14 protein-coding genes and 1 pseudogene are annotated in these 13,742 nt (G+C 62.6%); 10 read left to right on the top strand and 5 right to left on the bottom strand.

Annotated elements, in window-relative coordinates; translation table 11 throughout:
* Positions 1-229: 229 nt before the first annotated feature.
* Positions 230-385 carry a hypothetical protein gene (locus HNQ39_RS24955; protein ID WP_184203281.1) on the bottom strand — a complete coding sequence of 52 codons (156 nt, stop codon included), beginning with the start codon at positions 383-385 and terminating at the stop codon, positions 230-232.
* 25 nt (positions 386-410) lie between these two features.
* Here HNQ39_RS24955 and HNQ39_RS24950 point away from each other — a divergent pair.
* A pseudogene (locus tag HNQ39_RS24950) lies at positions 411-872 on the top strand (transposase); the annotation flags it as partial.
* 6 nt (positions 873-878) lie between these two features.
* On the opposite strand, the gene HNQ39_RS24945 reads toward HNQ39_RS24950, so the two are convergent.
* From HNQ39_RS24945 to HNQ39_RS24930, 4 genes are all read right to left on the bottom strand, one after another.
* Positions 879-2,534: an NHL repeat-containing protein gene (locus tag HNQ39_RS24945; protein ID WP_184203279.1), complete on the bottom strand. Its 1,656-nt coding sequence runs from the start codon at positions 2,532-2,534 to the stop codon at positions 879-881.
* The gene (locus tag HNQ39_RS24940; protein ID WP_184203277.1) at positions 2,534-4,210 is read right to left on the bottom strand and encodes a YncE family protein; all 1,677 of its coding nucleotides are present in this window, start codon (positions 4,208-4,210) and stop codon (positions 2,534-2,536) included. The genes HNQ39_RS24945 and HNQ39_RS24940 overlap by 1 nt, the downstream gene beginning before the upstream one ends.
* A gap of 203 nt (positions 4,211-4,413) precedes the next feature.
* On the bottom strand, positions 4,414-4,998 hold the full coding sequence (locus HNQ39_RS24935) for a hypothetical protein (RefSeq protein ID WP_184203275.1): 585 nt from the start codon (positions 4,996-4,998) through the stop codon (positions 4,414-4,416).
* A gap of 47 nt (positions 4,999-5,045) precedes the next feature.
* Positions 5,046-5,219 (bottom strand): DUF4926 domain-containing protein, encoded by a 174-nt coding sequence (locus tag HNQ39_RS24930; protein ID WP_221290307.1) that lies wholly within the window; start codon positions 5,217-5,219, stop codon positions 5,046-5,048.
* A gap of 56 nt (positions 5,220-5,275) precedes the next feature.
* Here HNQ39_RS24930 and HNQ39_RS24925 point away from each other — a divergent pair, with 56 nt between their 5' ends.
* The 9 genes from HNQ39_RS24925 to HNQ39_RS24885 all read left to right on the top strand — a co-directional run bounded on the left by HNQ39_RS24925 (position 5,276) and on the right by HNQ39_RS24885 (position 13,741).
* Positions 5,276-5,893, top strand: a complete 618-nt coding sequence (locus HNQ39_RS24925) for a hypothetical protein (RefSeq protein WP_184203273.1) — start codon at positions 5,276-5,278, stop codon at positions 5,891-5,893.
* Positions 5,894-6,103: 210 nt separating this feature from the next.
* On the top strand, positions 6,104-6,511 hold the full coding sequence (locus tag HNQ39_RS24920; protein ID WP_184203270.1) for a BlaI/MecI/CopY family transcriptional regulator: 408 nt from the start codon (positions 6,104-6,106) through the stop codon (positions 6,509-6,511).
* A complete protein-coding gene (locus HNQ39_RS24915) occupies positions 6,492-7,376 on the top strand; it encodes a M56 family metallopeptidase (RefSeq protein WP_184203268.1) in 885 nt (294 codons plus the stop codon). Before HNQ39_RS24920 ends, HNQ39_RS24915 begins: the two co-directional genes overlap by 20 nt.
* Complete coding sequence (locus tag HNQ39_RS24910; RefSeq protein ID WP_184203266.1) at positions 7,373-8,185, top strand: carboxypeptidase-like regulatory domain-containing protein; 813 nt, start codon at positions 7,373-7,375, stop codon at positions 8,183-8,185. Before HNQ39_RS24915 ends, HNQ39_RS24910 begins: the two co-directional genes overlap by 4 nt.
* A gap of 66 nt (positions 8,186-8,251) precedes the next feature.
* Positions 8,252-9,280 carry a carboxypeptidase regulatory-like domain-containing protein gene (locus tag HNQ39_RS30880; RefSeq protein ID WP_184203264.1) on the top strand — a complete coding sequence of 343 codons (1,029 nt, stop codon included), beginning with the start codon at positions 8,252-8,254 and terminating at the stop codon, positions 9,278-9,280.
* Between the two features lie 130 nt (positions 9,281-9,410).
* Positions 9,411-10,436 carry a hypothetical protein gene (locus HNQ39_RS24900; protein WP_184203262.1) on the top strand — a complete coding sequence of 342 codons (1,026 nt, stop codon included), beginning with the start codon at positions 9,411-9,413 and terminating at the stop codon, positions 10,434-10,436.
* A 161-nt stretch (positions 10,437-10,597) separates the two neighbouring features.
* On the top strand, positions 10,598-11,491 hold the full coding sequence (locus HNQ39_RS24895; protein WP_184203259.1) for a molybdopterin-dependent oxidoreductase: 894 nt from the start codon (positions 10,598-10,600) through the stop codon (positions 11,489-11,491).
* A 28-nt stretch (positions 11,492-11,519) separates the two neighbouring features.
* Positions 11,520-12,020 (top strand): hypothetical protein, encoded by a 501-nt coding sequence (locus HNQ39_RS24890; RefSeq protein ID WP_184203257.1) that lies wholly within the window; start codon positions 11,520-11,522, stop codon positions 12,018-12,020.
* A gap of 20 nt (positions 12,021-12,040) precedes the next feature.
* Positions 12,041-13,741, top strand: a complete 1,701-nt coding sequence (locus tag HNQ39_RS24885) for a hypothetical protein (RefSeq protein WP_184203255.1) — start codon at positions 12,041-12,043, stop codon at positions 13,739-13,741.
* Position 13,742 lies beyond the last annotated feature (1 nt).

The following is a 13,742-nucleotide window of genomic DNA, read 5'->3' as shown; positions in this document are numbered from 1 at the left end:
TACAAGCCGAAAGCCCAGGTCGTTCCGTGTGCGAACCACGGTAGTTTTCGTGCCATCGGTGAGCGTCATGGGGACCTGGAGCCGATCTAAGGCCGGCGGCCGTGGCCCTGCGGCAGTCGCCTGGCCTAGAGCCGAAAGGCTAAGAAAAACGAGCGAGTAAAGAATCACGAAGCAATCTCCTGACGACAGGATGAGCGATTCGTGAGAAAGGTTCCGTGTAACCTGTAGCTCAGAGTCCGTGCCAGAGTGCAGAGAGAGGAACGGCGTAGAGTCCCTCGCCAAACGGGAGAAGCGTCTCTCCACTGTAGAACAACACACCGCGGATAAACCGAGTCCCAAGCGCCTCCTGAAGAGCACGCAGTCCCTCGAAATCAGCAGGGTTCACCGTCGAGGCCGCCTTTACTTCAACTTATGATAGGGGCAAACGCAAAAAAGGAAGCAAAACCCATATTGCCGTGGATACTCTGGGCTATCAGCTCACCCTGGTGGTGACCCCAGCCAATGAGCAGGAACGCGCTCAGGTCGAGGCACTGTGCACTCAGGTTCAGGAAGTGACAGGGCAAAACGTGGAGTTGGCTTATGTGGATCAGGGCTATACTGGTGAAGATGCTGCCTCTGCGGCGTCGAATCATGGTATCCGTTTGGAAGTAGTCAAGTTGCCTGAGGCGAAGAAGGGCTTTGTGGTTCTTCCTCGTCGCTGGGTAGTAGAGCGCTCCTTTGCCTGGGTCTCTCGCTTCCGGCGTTTGGCTCGTGACTACGAGCGTCTGCCTGAGACGGTAGGTGGTTTGACTTTCTTGGTATTTGGCATCTTGATGCTGGTGAAGGCAAACCACCTGAATCTACTACCGCAAATCAATGGCCTCAGTTCATAACAACCTCTAGGGAACGGAAAAATCGATGAGGGAGACATAGGCGTTGTTGAAGCTAAAGAGCGCAATACGCTGGGGGCCACACCAGGTCACGTAGTTGCTTCCCGGAACACCCACGTGGCCGATCAGGGTCTTCGTGCGGACAAACTCTCCCCGGGTCAGGTCGATCTCATCCAACATAAACGAGACACTTGCCGGGATTCCCCCCGTGGTTAGGTAGTAGCCCCGGCTACTATCCGCGTTAAATCCAAAGGCTAAACACCCGTAGGCGGTCGTGGGTAAGACCAGCCCTAGAGACCCATAGGTTCGGGCGTCCAGCCGCTGCATATTGCTGGTGAAGATCTGTTTCTTGTCTGAGGCCGCAAAGATAATGTTGTTATCGACATTGCCTCGGATACCCGCTTCGGGCAAGAGGTTGTCCAGCGGGACGACCCCCTGCGCGGTAGCACTCACCCGCGTCATCCAGGACATCGTCCCCAGGCTCCCCGTGACCCGCTGGAAGACAACCACTTGATCCGTGTCTTCGGTTGCCAGGAAGGTTGGCTTTGTCGAGGAGAAGACCTTGGTGCGTGTGGTCTGGGTCGCCGGGTCGAAGATCGCGATATCGTTGGTGGTTAGCCGGTGAACAAACAGGGCCTCGGGGTCGTTGGGGATGGGATAGACAACCGTAAACGGGTTCCCAGCGGGGTAGTTGAGCATGGTGACCGCCCCCGTTGTCGAGGAGAAGTAGCCCAGCCGATAGTCGGTGCCGGCGCTGTTTCGGACGGTGAAGTAGATCCGGCCACGCTCCGGAGAGACAATGAGCTGGGTCGCAACGCCGATTGTCGAGCCGATGGGCGTAAAGGTCCCATCGGTCCAGTTTAGGCGGACGAACTCAGTGCCGGTGGAGATGGGGCGGGTTGAGTACAGCGTGTCGGTGGACGCATCGTAGACCTGGACATAGTGGGGCTTGGAGTCGGTGAAGGTTCGGACTCCGGAGATGGGAGCCGCCGTCTGCAAGGTGAGCTGGGTCGTGCTCGTCACCCCCGACTCGGTATCCCGGACCGTCAGTGTGGCCGTCCCCTCTTTCACATAGAAGAACTTCAGGGGCTCGGTGGTCGAGGGAAGGACGATGGCGCTATCGCTACTCTCCCAGGTGAGCTGTGAGTTGGTGAGGAGGACGTACCGGTTGGAGGCATCGCGCGCCGCCACACGGAGTGTGGTGTAGAGCCGGGTGACGAGGTCGGTGAAGTTCCCCGGATAGATCGTGATGCGCTGGATCGTGCTGGCGAGGGTCAGGGTGACAGGGACGCTCTGCCCCGCTCCCATCACCACCGGGAACTCCGCGCGCGCCAGAGGGGCATCGAAGGAGTAGGGATAGGCCTCCCCAATTACCGTGAGGTTGCCCGCGGGGACATTGGTAAAGGTCACCTCGCTGGTGGTCGCGCCACTGGGGCGGACGAGAGTCTGCCGGTCCAGCTCCAGGTTTCCTTGCATCACGCGCACTTGGATGTAGCCCGTGGCCTGCGGGATCAGCCGCGTCGGCTCTGGCCAGTCCACGCGCAGGACGAGGCGCCCGGGGGTGTTGTCCTGGAGCGCGGAGCCCCCTCCCCCACAGCCCGCAAGGAGCCCCGAGAGCCCCAGAAGGGAGAGCTGAATACACTGCCGTCGTGTCCAGTTCGACATTACTTTATACCTCCTATAATCTGTCCGTTCGTGCTGGTTTGTACGCTATCCGGCGGCATCTGGACACGGTAGATCCGGTTGTCGAGTCCCCGGAAGACAAAGAGTCCGGGACGAAGTAGGGTGAAGCGGCTGCTGTAGTTGAGGTAGTAGGTTGGTGAGGAGAGGTAGGCAAAGCCCCCTCCGACACTCGGTGTGGGCAGGCGGTAGCCCCCGAGGAAGTTGCCCGTACTGGTCTCATACCGAAGCAAGTGCAGGTAGTCCCCCTCCGTCCAAAACAGGATATAGTTTCGGTCACGCTCGGGCGCGACCGTGTGGCCCAGAATATAGGCGGGGTAGACCGTGAACGCACCCGAGAAGGGGCTCTCCAGGGTGCGGACAACCTCCAGCGTGCTGGGGCTCCGCAGCTCCAGCGCGTTGGTAAACAGCAAGGTCGGAGTGGTGGAGTAGGGGAAGTAGTTGGGCACGGCAGACGAGGTAATGCTATGGGTCTGGGTGAGCCCCCCCGCCGCCACGGCATAGCGTCGCAGCTCCCCCCCGATCCCCACAAAGACCGCCTTCCCATCGGCGGTCGCCAGAGGCTGGGAGAGCTCGCCCTGCCCCGCGGCCGTGCGTGCCGTCCCGCTGTCGTAGACCGTGAGGGCCTTGGTCGTGGCGAGGCTAATGAGGCTGCTGGGGCTCCCGGGGAGTGCCGTGAAGTTGTAGTGTGCCTGGCTCGGGGTGAGCGCGGTGGCGCTGACGATCTCCGTGGTCAAGTTCACTGCCCAGACACGGGTACGGTCGCGCTGCCCCACTTGCATCGTCTCGCCATCGGAGCTCAGCGAGAGCAGAAAGGGCGAGAAAGGGAGCGTGATCGAGCGAACCACCTGGCCTGTGTCGGGGTGAACGGCGACCAAGGAGTTGGGTCGTGAGCCGCCGTCGGCCGCGACACTCAGCCAGAGCAGGTAGCGCCCCGGATCGTAGGCAAGGTCCAGGTGAGGAATCTGCCAGGTCTGAAGGCCCTCGACCAAAGGGAGGACACTCCAGGTCTGGGACGCCGAGACCCCGGACTCTCCCTCGGTCGCACGGACCCGGACAGTCGTCACACTCTGCGGGGTCAGCAGCCCTGTCGCGGCGTCCCACTGCACGGTACTCCCCCCCTCTTCGAACGTGAAGGTCAGGCGGTCCGGCGGTGTGAGCACGACATTGCCACTCGCATCCCGTGGCGTGACACGCAGAAACACGGTCTCGTTCTGGATCAGCTGCGAGGGAATCACCTCAAGCCGGGTGATCGTCGTCCCCATCGTGAGTGTCAGAGGTGTCGTCGTGTTCGTCCGAATGACCGCCTCAGCCGTCCCCCGTGCCTGCGCGATCCCAAGCCCTCCCTGCTCGGGAAAGGCAGTCGCCACGACATTGAGCGTCCCACTGGGGAGGGCCGTGAAGGTCGTGGTGGAGATGTCTCCCACGGCGGGTCGGTCCAGAACACGCCGCTCTAGCTCAGAGCCATCGGGACGCTGGATTACCACCAGGATACTCAGCGCCAGGAGGGGGATCAGCCGTGTCGTGCCCCGAGCCGGCCAGAGGATCTGGATGGTCGCACGGCCGGTGGAGGCCTCAGGAACCAACGAGCCGCCCCCGCCACAACCGGCGGAGAGAAGGGAGAGAGCAGTTAGGGACAGGAATTGTCGTCGGGTGTTCATGTGCGAAGGTACGTCCAAGAGCTCTAGTGGTGCTTATTTGGCTCAAATCATACCTCATCTCCCGAATAGTTATGAGTGCCCCCGAAGAATCTTTAAGAATCTTTAGCGCGGCGGCGGCAGTCGATGGGGCTGTGCGCGGGGATTGGAAAGCCCCGGCACAAGGGAGAGAGCGCCCCGTGGGCGCGGCGAATAGGCTTCGTCGCCTACGAATACAGCTCTGCTTCGGAGAGGTGCCGAAGTTCAAGAGCGGCAGGTATGGCAACCATCCCAACCCACTTTTGAAAGTCCATCGGGTCTCGCTCAGACCAGTACACTCCCTCACTAATCGCCGTAAAAACATCACTGAGCACCTGAACTGCATCTTCGGGAGAAGCAGTTATCGCAAATCGAGCGGTATGAGCAGCGGCACTCGCGATAGGCTCCGCGCGGCAGGCATCGCAGTCCACGATAACTCGTCCGTTGCGACGGGCTTCAGCGGGATTACATAGCGGTTCCCAATCGGCGGGCTGGACTTTTCCCTGAACCCATTTGGAGACAGCCTCAATCGTTTGACTGGGAAGATCGCCCTCACACTCCAGAGCTGCCCAACCGTAGAGCACTTTCTGCGAAGCAAGCACGCAGAGCCATGTGACACAGCGATGAGCGTCATTCCCTATTTCCTGAATCCCAAATGCATCAATGAGCTGAGTTTCGGCCTCAATTTCCTCATAGCCCATTTCATCGTCATCTAGCGAGGCCACATAGCTTTGTGCCGCTGCCAAAACAGATTCAATCGTTTCTCTATCCATAAACCATCTATGCCGCATGAGCAAGCTGATGACAAAGCCGCATTAGCTCAGCCGCAGGAACAATCGCCATTGCGTAGGTTTTCCCCTGTGTCCGAAAACTCCACATCGAAGATACCAGGTGCATCTTCGTCCACAATGGCCCCGACCTGCCCACGCACAAGCCCCTCTTCAGGCCGATCCTTCAAAAGCGCAACCACATCGAAAAGTTTGAGTGTATCCATCTCAGTTATCCCAAATAATACGGCGCCTGCCTCAAAGGCGGTATAGTTTTGGCGAGATGACAGCCGCCGTTTCCGCTGCCCTTGAGGCGCTCTACACCGCCTTCGCCGATGCGCCACGGCCGACGGTGATTCCTCATAGCCCCCTCAAGCAACTCGACACCGCTCCGCTCCTCACCAAGCCCCTGCGTGCCCTCACCGACGAAGACCTCTCAGACTACCATTTTGGGGTCTTTAATACGATTACGGAAGACAGCTTCGCCTACTTTCTCCCCCGCCTGGTCGAGCTCACCCACGATGAAACGAGCGTCTTGTGCACGGAGCTGATCTACCAGAAAGTGGCGCAGGATGGCTGGCAACACTGGCCCATGCCGCGCCGCGAGGCATTCCAGAGCTACCTCGATGCCGTGGTTGCCTCGTTTGCCGAAGAGGCGCAGTGGGACACCGCCGACCGAGTCTGTGGGCTGGGAAGCCTGCTTGATGACCTGCCGGAGCGCCTTAATATTCTCTTGCAGGACACAGCTGCCGCTTGTGCGAACCTGCTCACGCTCCATGAAAACGACGGCGGAAATAGCTTCTGGGACAAGCGAAGTGCGGGCTACACGCGCTATGTGGCCTGGCTCCACTCCGACGCAGTCTTTCAGCGTGTGCTAGAGATCTACTCCACGCGGCAATAGCCAGGGATTGTGCGGGGATTGGAAATCCCCGGCACAAGGGAGGGAGCGCCCCGGGGGCGCGGGGAGCGCTTGTGTTCTGCGCGTCCTCGGGACGCTCCTTTTCCTGTGCCGGGTAATTTATTGCCCGCACCCACCCACACAAGAATTAATTGCGAAAATATTCGCAATACGCCTTGACACAACATCCCCAATGTGCGAAAATATTCGCAAATGAACGGTGACTTCTCACGACGTGAGCGACAGCTCATGGACATTCTCTATGCCCGAGGCGAGGCGAGTGTCGCGGAGATCCATGCAGCGCTCTCGGCCCCAGACGGCACTGGCCCCAGCTACAACAGCGTCCGTAAGCTGCTCTCGATTCTGGAGGAAAAAGGACATCTCAGCCACCGGGAGGCGGGGCGGCAGTATATCTATGCCCCGACCCGCTCCCCGAAAACCGCGGCACGGAGCGCTCTGCGTGGGCTCCTCGGGACATTCTTTGGCGGCTCGCCCCGTGAGCTCATGGCGACCCTGCTCAACGACGACGAAACCACGGTCAGTCCGACGGAGCTAGAGGCACTGGAGGCGCTGATCGCGGCGGCACGGAAGGAGAGCGACGATGCTCCTTCTTCTCACTAAGACGACACTCTTGCTGGCGGTGGTTCTGCTCCTGGGCCGACTCCTCCGACGTGCCAGTGCCGCGCGCCGAGCCGCTCTCTACACCGCAGGCTTGCTCGGGCTGGCAGCGCTTCCGATTCTGCACCTCGTCGCTCCGCCGCTGATCTCCGTGCCGCTCCCAACCGAGCCACTACAACCCGCTCCGATTCTGGTGCAGGCACAACCTCAGCCTGTGCCCCTTGTCGCGAAACAACCAGTGCCCACGACAACGAGCACGCCGAGCCTGCGCCCTGCACCAGCCGCCGAGTTCATCGCTCTCTCCGAGCCCACGCCGCTTCCCCCACCCGCCCCGTTTCCCTGGGAGGGCCTCGGTATGGTGTTTCTCGCGTCGGGCAGTGTGCTCTGCCTGCTGCGGCTTGTCTTTGGGCTCATCGGCCTGCAGCAGCTCGTGCGCCAGAGCCAGCCCGCGCCTGCTGCGGTCCGAGACGAAGTCGTGGCCCTTGCACAGCGCCTGCGCTTAGCGCGTGTCCCCCAGGTTCGGATTGCTGGTGAGTCACTAGCGCTCGCCTCTCCGCTGACCTTTGGCTGGTGGCGTGGGGTTGTCCTGCTCCCGGAATCGTCGCTGGCAGATGACGCCGCGCTTCGGGTTGCCTTGCTCCATGAGCTGGTGCACCTGCACCGCCGGGACTGGCTCGTGCTCTTGCTGGCCCGTGCCAGCGCCGCGCTCTGGTGGTTCCACCCTCTTGTCCATCTACTCGTCCGCCAGCTCCGCGCCGAGCTGGAAGCCGCCTGCGACGACCGTGTCCTACGCTCCGGCGTCCAGGCCCCGGACTACGCCGGCTATCTCGTCTCGTTTGCTCGCACTGCCTCGGGAGGAAAGTCATGAAACCGTTACGCTCGTTCTGGATCAAAGAAGCCCTTGGGCTCACCCTCGCCCTAGAGAGTGGTAAGGGCTTGGAGGCGCGGGTGCGCTCCATCCTCGACACCTCGCGCAGCCGGGAGCTCCTCACCCGCCGCGCCCTCATCGGCATTGGGCTGGGCACCGCCGCTTCGGTTAGTCTCGTGGCGCTGCTCGCCCCCAAGCGCTCGCTTCCAGGCAAGGGCAAGCCTGTCCCCGCTAACTCTTGGGAACCTACCTGGCCCAAAGAAGTCCGGGGACGTGTCTCTCTGCCGGATGGCTCGCCTGCGGTGGGAGCCACGGTCTGGTTTCGGAGTAGCACAAGGGAAAACCGCAAGATAGCCCGGCTTGGCGATACCGATACAGAGGGGCGCTACCGGTTTCCCATCACAGACACAGGAGAGAGCTTTACAATCGTGGTCACCAAGGCCGGTTTTGGCCCCGCGGGAACCTACCGAACCGATGCAGACCTCACCCTCACCACCGCTACGAGTCTGCAAGTGAAGGCCGTAGACGAGACAGGAAGCCCCCTCGCCAACCTAAGCATCGGCGTCGAAACCCTCTCAACAGGGGATTTCGGTGGGCCAGAATCCTACGCGACCTACTTACCCTTTGTCACTGCGCACACCGACGCGGAGGGTATTGCGACGCTTACCGATCTCCCTCCCGAGGCACAGCTTCGTCTTGGCATCGGCAGTGAGCTCTACTGCAACGCTGCCAAGCTCCTCGCCTACGACTACCGCCAGGGTGCCACACAAACCACCCCCTCTCCCGTTGTCTTCCCCCACGCCGTCTAGGTCTCCGGGCGCGTCCTCTTCCCCGATGGCACCCCCCGCACCCTCGTCCGAGTCGATGCGCAAGGGATGAACAACAGTGAGGGCTGGGGAACAAGCCTGACCGACGGGCATGGGAACTACACGCTTCGGGTTCCTCCGGGAAACTATAACATCGCGCTCGACCTTGCGGGGACGCCCGACTGGACAACGCGTGCCCACGAGGGAGTCGCGGTGCGCTCAGGAAAAAACCTGACGGGGATCGACTTCACCCTAGAGCGTGGCTGCCTGATCTCGGGCCGTGTCCTCGGTGCCGACGACCGCCCCCTTGTCGGGTACTCCGTCGGTGTCTACGGCCCGGCGCACCCCAAGTCGTCGGCGTGGGTACAGACGACCAAGACCGACCACGCCGGTCGCTACCAGCTGCGCGTCCCCGCCGGTGAGCAGTATCTCTACCTACAAGGCGGCGAGCCTCCCCTGGGCTACACGCTCCCCAAGGAGAAAGACCGCACCTTCACCCTTGCCCAAAATGCCGCCCACACCGAGGACTTTATCCTCCCCACGGCTGAGATTCTCCCACCCGTCACCGGCACCGTGCGCGATACCAGCGGTGCGCCGGTCGCGGGAGCAACCCTACGCATCGAAGGCAAGGAGTTCGAGGACGCGTTCGCCTTTCAGGGCCTAACGACCGATGCCGCAGGGCGCTTCACCATCCCGCTACGCACACGCAAGCCGTTCACCCTCGCCGCGGAGAGCCACGGACGCTACAGCGAGCCTATCTCTATCGCGCCAGGTCAAGCGCTCACGCTCTCCCTCACCAAGAAGCCAGGAGTGCTCACAGGTACCGTAGTTGCCCCCAATGGCACCCCACTCGCGGGTATCCCGGTCCGTCTCTCGCGAAGCCTAGGCGGTCTCGGTTACTCACAGCAGGAAGGCGAGGCAGTCACGGATGCCACCGGACACTACCGCTTCTCCGGGCTTCGTCCGGGTGAGCACTACTGGGTCGGGGCGGGCAAAGAGGGCAAGAATGGAATCAGCCCCAACCACCAGAGTGAGACCGTCAAGCTTCCCTCAGGCGGCACGGTGCCCCTCAAGCCCATCACACTGCCCGGGAAGTAAATTACCCGGCAGAAGAGAAAGGAGCGTCCCGAGGACGCGCAGAGGCACTCTGCTCCCCGCGCCCCCGGGGCGCTCCCTCCCCTGTGCCAGGGATTTCCAATCCCAGCACAATCCCCGGTAAAATCCTGGCATGCACCTGCTCTTGTTTAGTCCACGGCATCATAGTGAGCACCTTCAAGCCGCGCTCACCGCGTTTGTCGCCGCCGAGGGCCAGCCCGCGTTCTTCGTGCAGGATTTCAAGAGCATCCCCACCACCACCGCAAATCTCCAGGCACTACACGGGGCACGGCGCGGAGACGTGCCAGAAGTCACCGTCGAGTTTCCGAGTGGGACGCTCTACCGAGAGGCACTGATCAAAAAAGCCCACCTCCTCGCGGCGAGCTTCACCTGGGCACTCTGCTCCTGGAACTTCAGCTACAGCGAGCACATCACCGCCTTTGTCACCGAGGACGCCGCCCTCGCCGATGCGCTTGTGGCCCACTGCGCCGCCCAAAAGCAGACCCGCAGCTGGAAGAAACTCAATACCCTTGATCACATTATCTCTGCCCGCTACGATAATCTAACCAACCTTGAGGAACAGCTCAAGGGCGCGATCTTCTTCGACTATAAGACAGAGGGGACTTGGGCATGGCGACGGAGCATCGTTGAGCAAAACCCACCGTATCTCCTCTTGAACGGGCTGGAATGTGGCACACCCACCCAACAAAAGGCGCTGCGCTGGTGCCCAGAAGTGGGTCGTCGGGAGTGGCGGGATAGCCATGGACGAACTTTTGGGGCGTTGCTTGTGACCTGCAAAGACCAAACAATCTTTCACACTCTCTGCGGCACGAGTCAGCACGACGATCCCTTCTCAGGCTATGTTCTCTCCGGGCTAGCCAACCCCAGAGCTCTCCTACGCCAACTTGCCGATTGTAACGAGCCGCGAAAGAAGCACCCGGAGGACTATGTTGAGCGCCCCGACCACAGCGACCTACAGGAGCTGATCCGGCTCGGAGAGACAGCCGGCTGGGCCTACAGCTGGAGCTGGGGCGGCGGCGACGGTGAGTACCACGCGAGCTTTTGGGCACGGGAGCCCCTCCTCACCTACGACTTGTGGCAAGAGATCAGAACACTCTCAGAGACAGAGCGCGGGGTGAAGCCACTAGCACGGTTCTGAGCTGGGCAGTAGCCGGGCATAAATTACCCAGCACAGAAGAGGAGCGTCTCGTGGACACGCAGAGACAAGCCCTCTCCGCGCCCCCGGGGCGCTCCCTCCCCTGTGCCGGGGATTTCCAATCCCCGCACAATCCCCGCACAAATCCCCGGTAAAATAGCCCCATGAACTTGCCGCCGAACCAAAAACTTGCCGCGCCGGGGAAGTGGCCCGTGGTCGGGGAGAAGGTGCCGCGTGCGGGAGACACCGCGCCGTGGACCGTAACCGTACACGGAGCCGTGACCGAACGGCGGGTGTTTGGTTTAGAGGCGCTCCTTGCCCTGCCACAGCAGACACAGACCCACGACATTCACTGTGTGACGCGCTGGAGTAAGCTGGGCGTGACCTTCACCGGGATTCTGCTGGCCGACCTGCTCGCGCTCTGTGGCGGCCCGCTCCCCGAGGCACAGTTTGTCTCGTTTGTGGCACGCTCGGACCGCGAGCACAGCACCTCGCTGGTGCTCGCCGAGGCGCTGGAGCTGGGTTGCCTGGTCGCCTTTACCGCCGATGGCGCGCCGCTGGACGAGATTCATGGCGGGCCGGTGCGCATTGTCACGCCGGGGCGGTACTTCTACAAGTCGGTCAAGTGGCTGGAGCGGATCGAGCTGCTTGCGGAAGATAAACTTGGGTACTGGGAGGGGGAGATCGGCTACCACAACGGTGCCGATCCCTGGCGCGAGGAGCGCTATATCGCCTCCACCGTCAACCCCAAGGTGCTGGAGCGCGCGCTCGCCACCCGCGACTTCTCCGGCCTCGACCTGCGTGGCGTGGACCTGCGGGGGCGGGACCTGACGGGCCTCAGGGCCGTGGACGCCAAGCTGCGGGATGCCCACTTCGAGGGTGCCAACCTCACCGACGCCGACTTTACCCGCGCCAATCTCTCCAACGCCCACCTGGAAAACGCCAACTGCACCCGCGCCCTGTTCACCGACGGCGACCTAGAGGGCGCGGCCTTTGAAGGGGCCAACCTCACCGGCACCGACCTGGCCGGTGCCTCGCTCTTCGGCACGACGTTCTAGGGTAGAATTGTCTCAGGAGGTTTGTCCTATGAACCGTTATCGACTACTCGCCGGGCTCGCCTGCCTCATGCTCTCTGGCTGTGGCGGCGGTGTGGCCACCGAGGGCTTCTCGCCGGGAACCAGCCGCGACGTGCGCTACCTCTTCGATTCCCAGGGCAACTGGATCGCGCTCCAGGCGGGCAACCTGCTCTACGACAACCAGGCAAAGGCGATTGGCTGGGTCGCCCCTGAGAGCACGGAGACCTTCCGGCGGGATGGGAGCTATCTTGGCTCACTCACCAGCGACGACCGCCTCCTGAAGCTCCGGCTCCATCCTTGGAACGCGATTCCTGTCTGGACACGCAACTCCAACCTTCTGGGGCGTCCCGAGTTTGTTAGCCCGGGGACGCTCTGGGTGGCTCCGGTTCTCCCACCCTTTCCTCCTCTTAATCCTGACCAGCTCGCCAACCTCGCCCGCCCCGAGCGCCGCCCCGCCATTGCCCTCCCCGCCGATACCCAAGACGCCGGCCTGCCTCCTCGGCCAGAGTAATGCCACCGGAGAATGGGGCGATGCTTCCCTGCCCTCTGCTCACCGATCCGCTCTTTGTGAGTGCACTGCTCTGGCTGGCACTGGCGCTGGGGCGACGGTTGGTGCGCCTCGGGAAAGGTCTCTCTGCGGAGCCGATTTTGGCACTGGCACTGGGACTGGGGGCGCTTCCGTATGTCTTCTTTGGGCTGGGAGCGGTCGGGCTGGCGCGGCCGCTTGCTCTTGTGGTTGGCCTGCTCGCCCTTGCGCTCTGGGCACGACGGGACTTTCTGCCGTTCCCGAAGATTTCCCTTCCGCGTGAGCCGCTGGCCTGGGCGCTTGGGGTTACCCTCGTCTGCTACCTGCCGCTCGCAGCCGCTCCCGTAACCGACCACGATGGGCAGTTCTACCACCTCACGGCGCTCAAGCGCTGGCTGGGGACAGGCCGCCTCGACTACCTCCCCACCCTCACCATGACCCAGTGGCCGATGGGCGTGGACATGCTCTTTGGACTTCCGCTCGCCCTCTGGAGCGATACGGCGGCCAAGCTGCTGCACTTTGCACTCGGGGCGCTGACGCTGGTTGCCCTGACAACACTCGGGACGGCCCTGGGAAACCGAACCGCGGGCTTGCTGGGAGGAGCGGCGCTGGTCTTGCTGGCGCGCGGGGAGTTTTGCTCGGCCTATATCGACCTGGGGGTTGCCTTTCAAGTGTCGGCGGCGCTGCTTGCCTTCACGCTTGCTCTCCAGCGCGACAACCGCCAGCTCTGGCTCTTAGCCGCGCTCCTCAGCGGGTTTGCGGGCTCGTGCAAGCTCACGATGCTCGCCTTGGGGCCGTCTCTGCTCCTTGCCAGCGGCACACGCACCGGCCGAGACCGCGTGCTCTTTCTAGCGCTGGTGCTCGCGCCGGCACTGCCCTACTTTATCCGCGCGGCCCTGCTCACCGGAAACCCGCTCTACCCCACGCTAGCCCATGTCTTCCCGACACGCGACTGGCCGTCGGGGCAGTCCGAGATCTTCATGGCGTTCAACCAGCTCTACAACTGGGGAAGCAGCCAGAGCTGGGACGCCACCACGCGGCAGGGGATTCGTGGGGTGCTGATCGCTCTCACGCTGCTGTCCTTTGGCCTCTGGCGCTCCGCTTCGGTGGTCGAGAGACGGCTCGCGGGGAGCGTGCTCGGGGTGCTCGCCCTGACTCTCTGGCTGGTTGGGCCCTACCCGCGCTACCTGATCCCGTCGCTCCCAGTTCTTGCCCTGCTGGCCGTACTTCGCCTGCAGCACGTGCGCCCACTCGCCGCGGTTGCCGCCCTGCTGGCACTCTTGGTGGGGGCACAAGCGCTACGGGACGTGCCCCGTGCTCTGCCGGCGATTATCGGGGGCAGGGAGGAGCGGGAGCGCTTTCTCCGCCGTGAGCTACCGCTCTACCCGGCTCTTGCCTGGATCAACCAGAACACCGCGCCCACGGCTCGGATTCTTCTTGTCGCGGACACGGCCTACTACTGCGACCGCCCCTGCTGGCTCCCCCATCCCTACCTGCAAGGTGCGATCCGGCTCGTCCGCTACGAAGATTTTGTTTCCGATGTCCGCAAGGCAGGCATCACGCATCTCGTCGTGGGGAGCGCACCGCAGCCTGCCCCGTCCCTCTTTCCCACCGAGAACCAGGTTCGCTTCAGCCAGCGCCTCGCCCAGGAGCGCGGGACGCGGGTCTTTCAGGCCAACCAAGTCGAGGTATGGGAGCTTCGCTAAG

The sequence above is a fragment of the Armatimonas rosea genome (assembly GCF_014202505.1).
GTDB classification, from domain to species: domain Bacteria; phylum Armatimonadota; class Armatimonadia; order Armatimonadales; family Armatimonadaceae; genus Armatimonas; species Armatimonas rosea.
Note: the sequence above shows the minus strand (reverse complement) of the source record. Positions and strands in the feature narration are given on the sequence as shown.

Excerpts from the sequence above, each read along its gene's own strand:
- HNQ39_RS24885 (WP_184203255.1), top strand. The coding sequence starts at position 12,041 with ATGCTTCCCTGCCCTCTGCTCACCGATCCGCTCTTTGTGAGTGCACTG.
- HNQ39_RS24910 (WP_184203266.1), top strand. The coding sequence starts at position 7,373 with ATGAAACCGTTACGCTCGTTCTGGATCAAAGAAGCCCTTGGGCTCACC.
- HNQ39_RS24895 (WP_184203259.1), top strand. The coding sequence starts at position 10,598 with ATGAACTTGCCGCCGAACCAAAAACTTGCCGCGCCGGGGAAGTGGCCC.
- HNQ39_RS24925 (WP_184203273.1), top strand. The coding sequence starts at position 5,276 with ATGACAGCCGCCGTTTCCGCTGCCCTTGAGGCGCTCTACACCGCCTTC.
- HNQ39_RS30880 (WP_184203264.1), top strand. The coding sequence starts at position 8,252 with ATGAACAACAGTGAGGGCTGGGGAACAAGCCTGACCGACGGGCATGGG.
- HNQ39_RS24920 (WP_184203270.1), top strand. The coding sequence starts at position 6,104 with ATGAACGGTGACTTCTCACGACGTGAGCGACAGCTCATGGACATTCTC.
- HNQ39_RS24900 (WP_184203262.1), top strand. The coding sequence starts at position 9,411 with ATGCACCTGCTCTTGTTTAGTCCACGGCATCATAGTGAGCACCTTCAA.
- HNQ39_RS24890 (WP_184203257.1), top strand. The coding sequence starts at position 11,520 with ATGAACCGTTATCGACTACTCGCCGGGCTCGCCTGCCTCATGCTCTCT.
- HNQ39_RS24940 (WP_184203277.1), bottom strand. The coding sequence starts at position 4,210 with ATGAACACCCGACGACAATTCCTGTCCCTAACTGCTCTCTCCCTTCTC.
- HNQ39_RS24930 (WP_221290307.1), bottom strand. The coding sequence starts at position 5,219 with ATGGATACACTCAAACTTTTCGATGTGGTTGCGCTTTTGAAGGATCGG.
- HNQ39_RS24935 (WP_184203275.1), bottom strand. The coding sequence starts at position 4,998 with ATGGATAGAGAAACGATTGAATCTGTTTTGGCAGCGGCACAAAGCTAT.
- HNQ39_RS24915 (WP_184203268.1), top strand. The coding sequence starts at position 6,492 with ATGCTCCTTCTTCTCACTAAGACGACACTCTTGCTGGCGGTGGTTCTG.
- HNQ39_RS24945 (WP_184203279.1), bottom strand. The coding sequence starts at position 2,534 with ATGTCGAACTGGACACGACGGCAGTGTATTCAGCTCTCCCTTCTGGGG.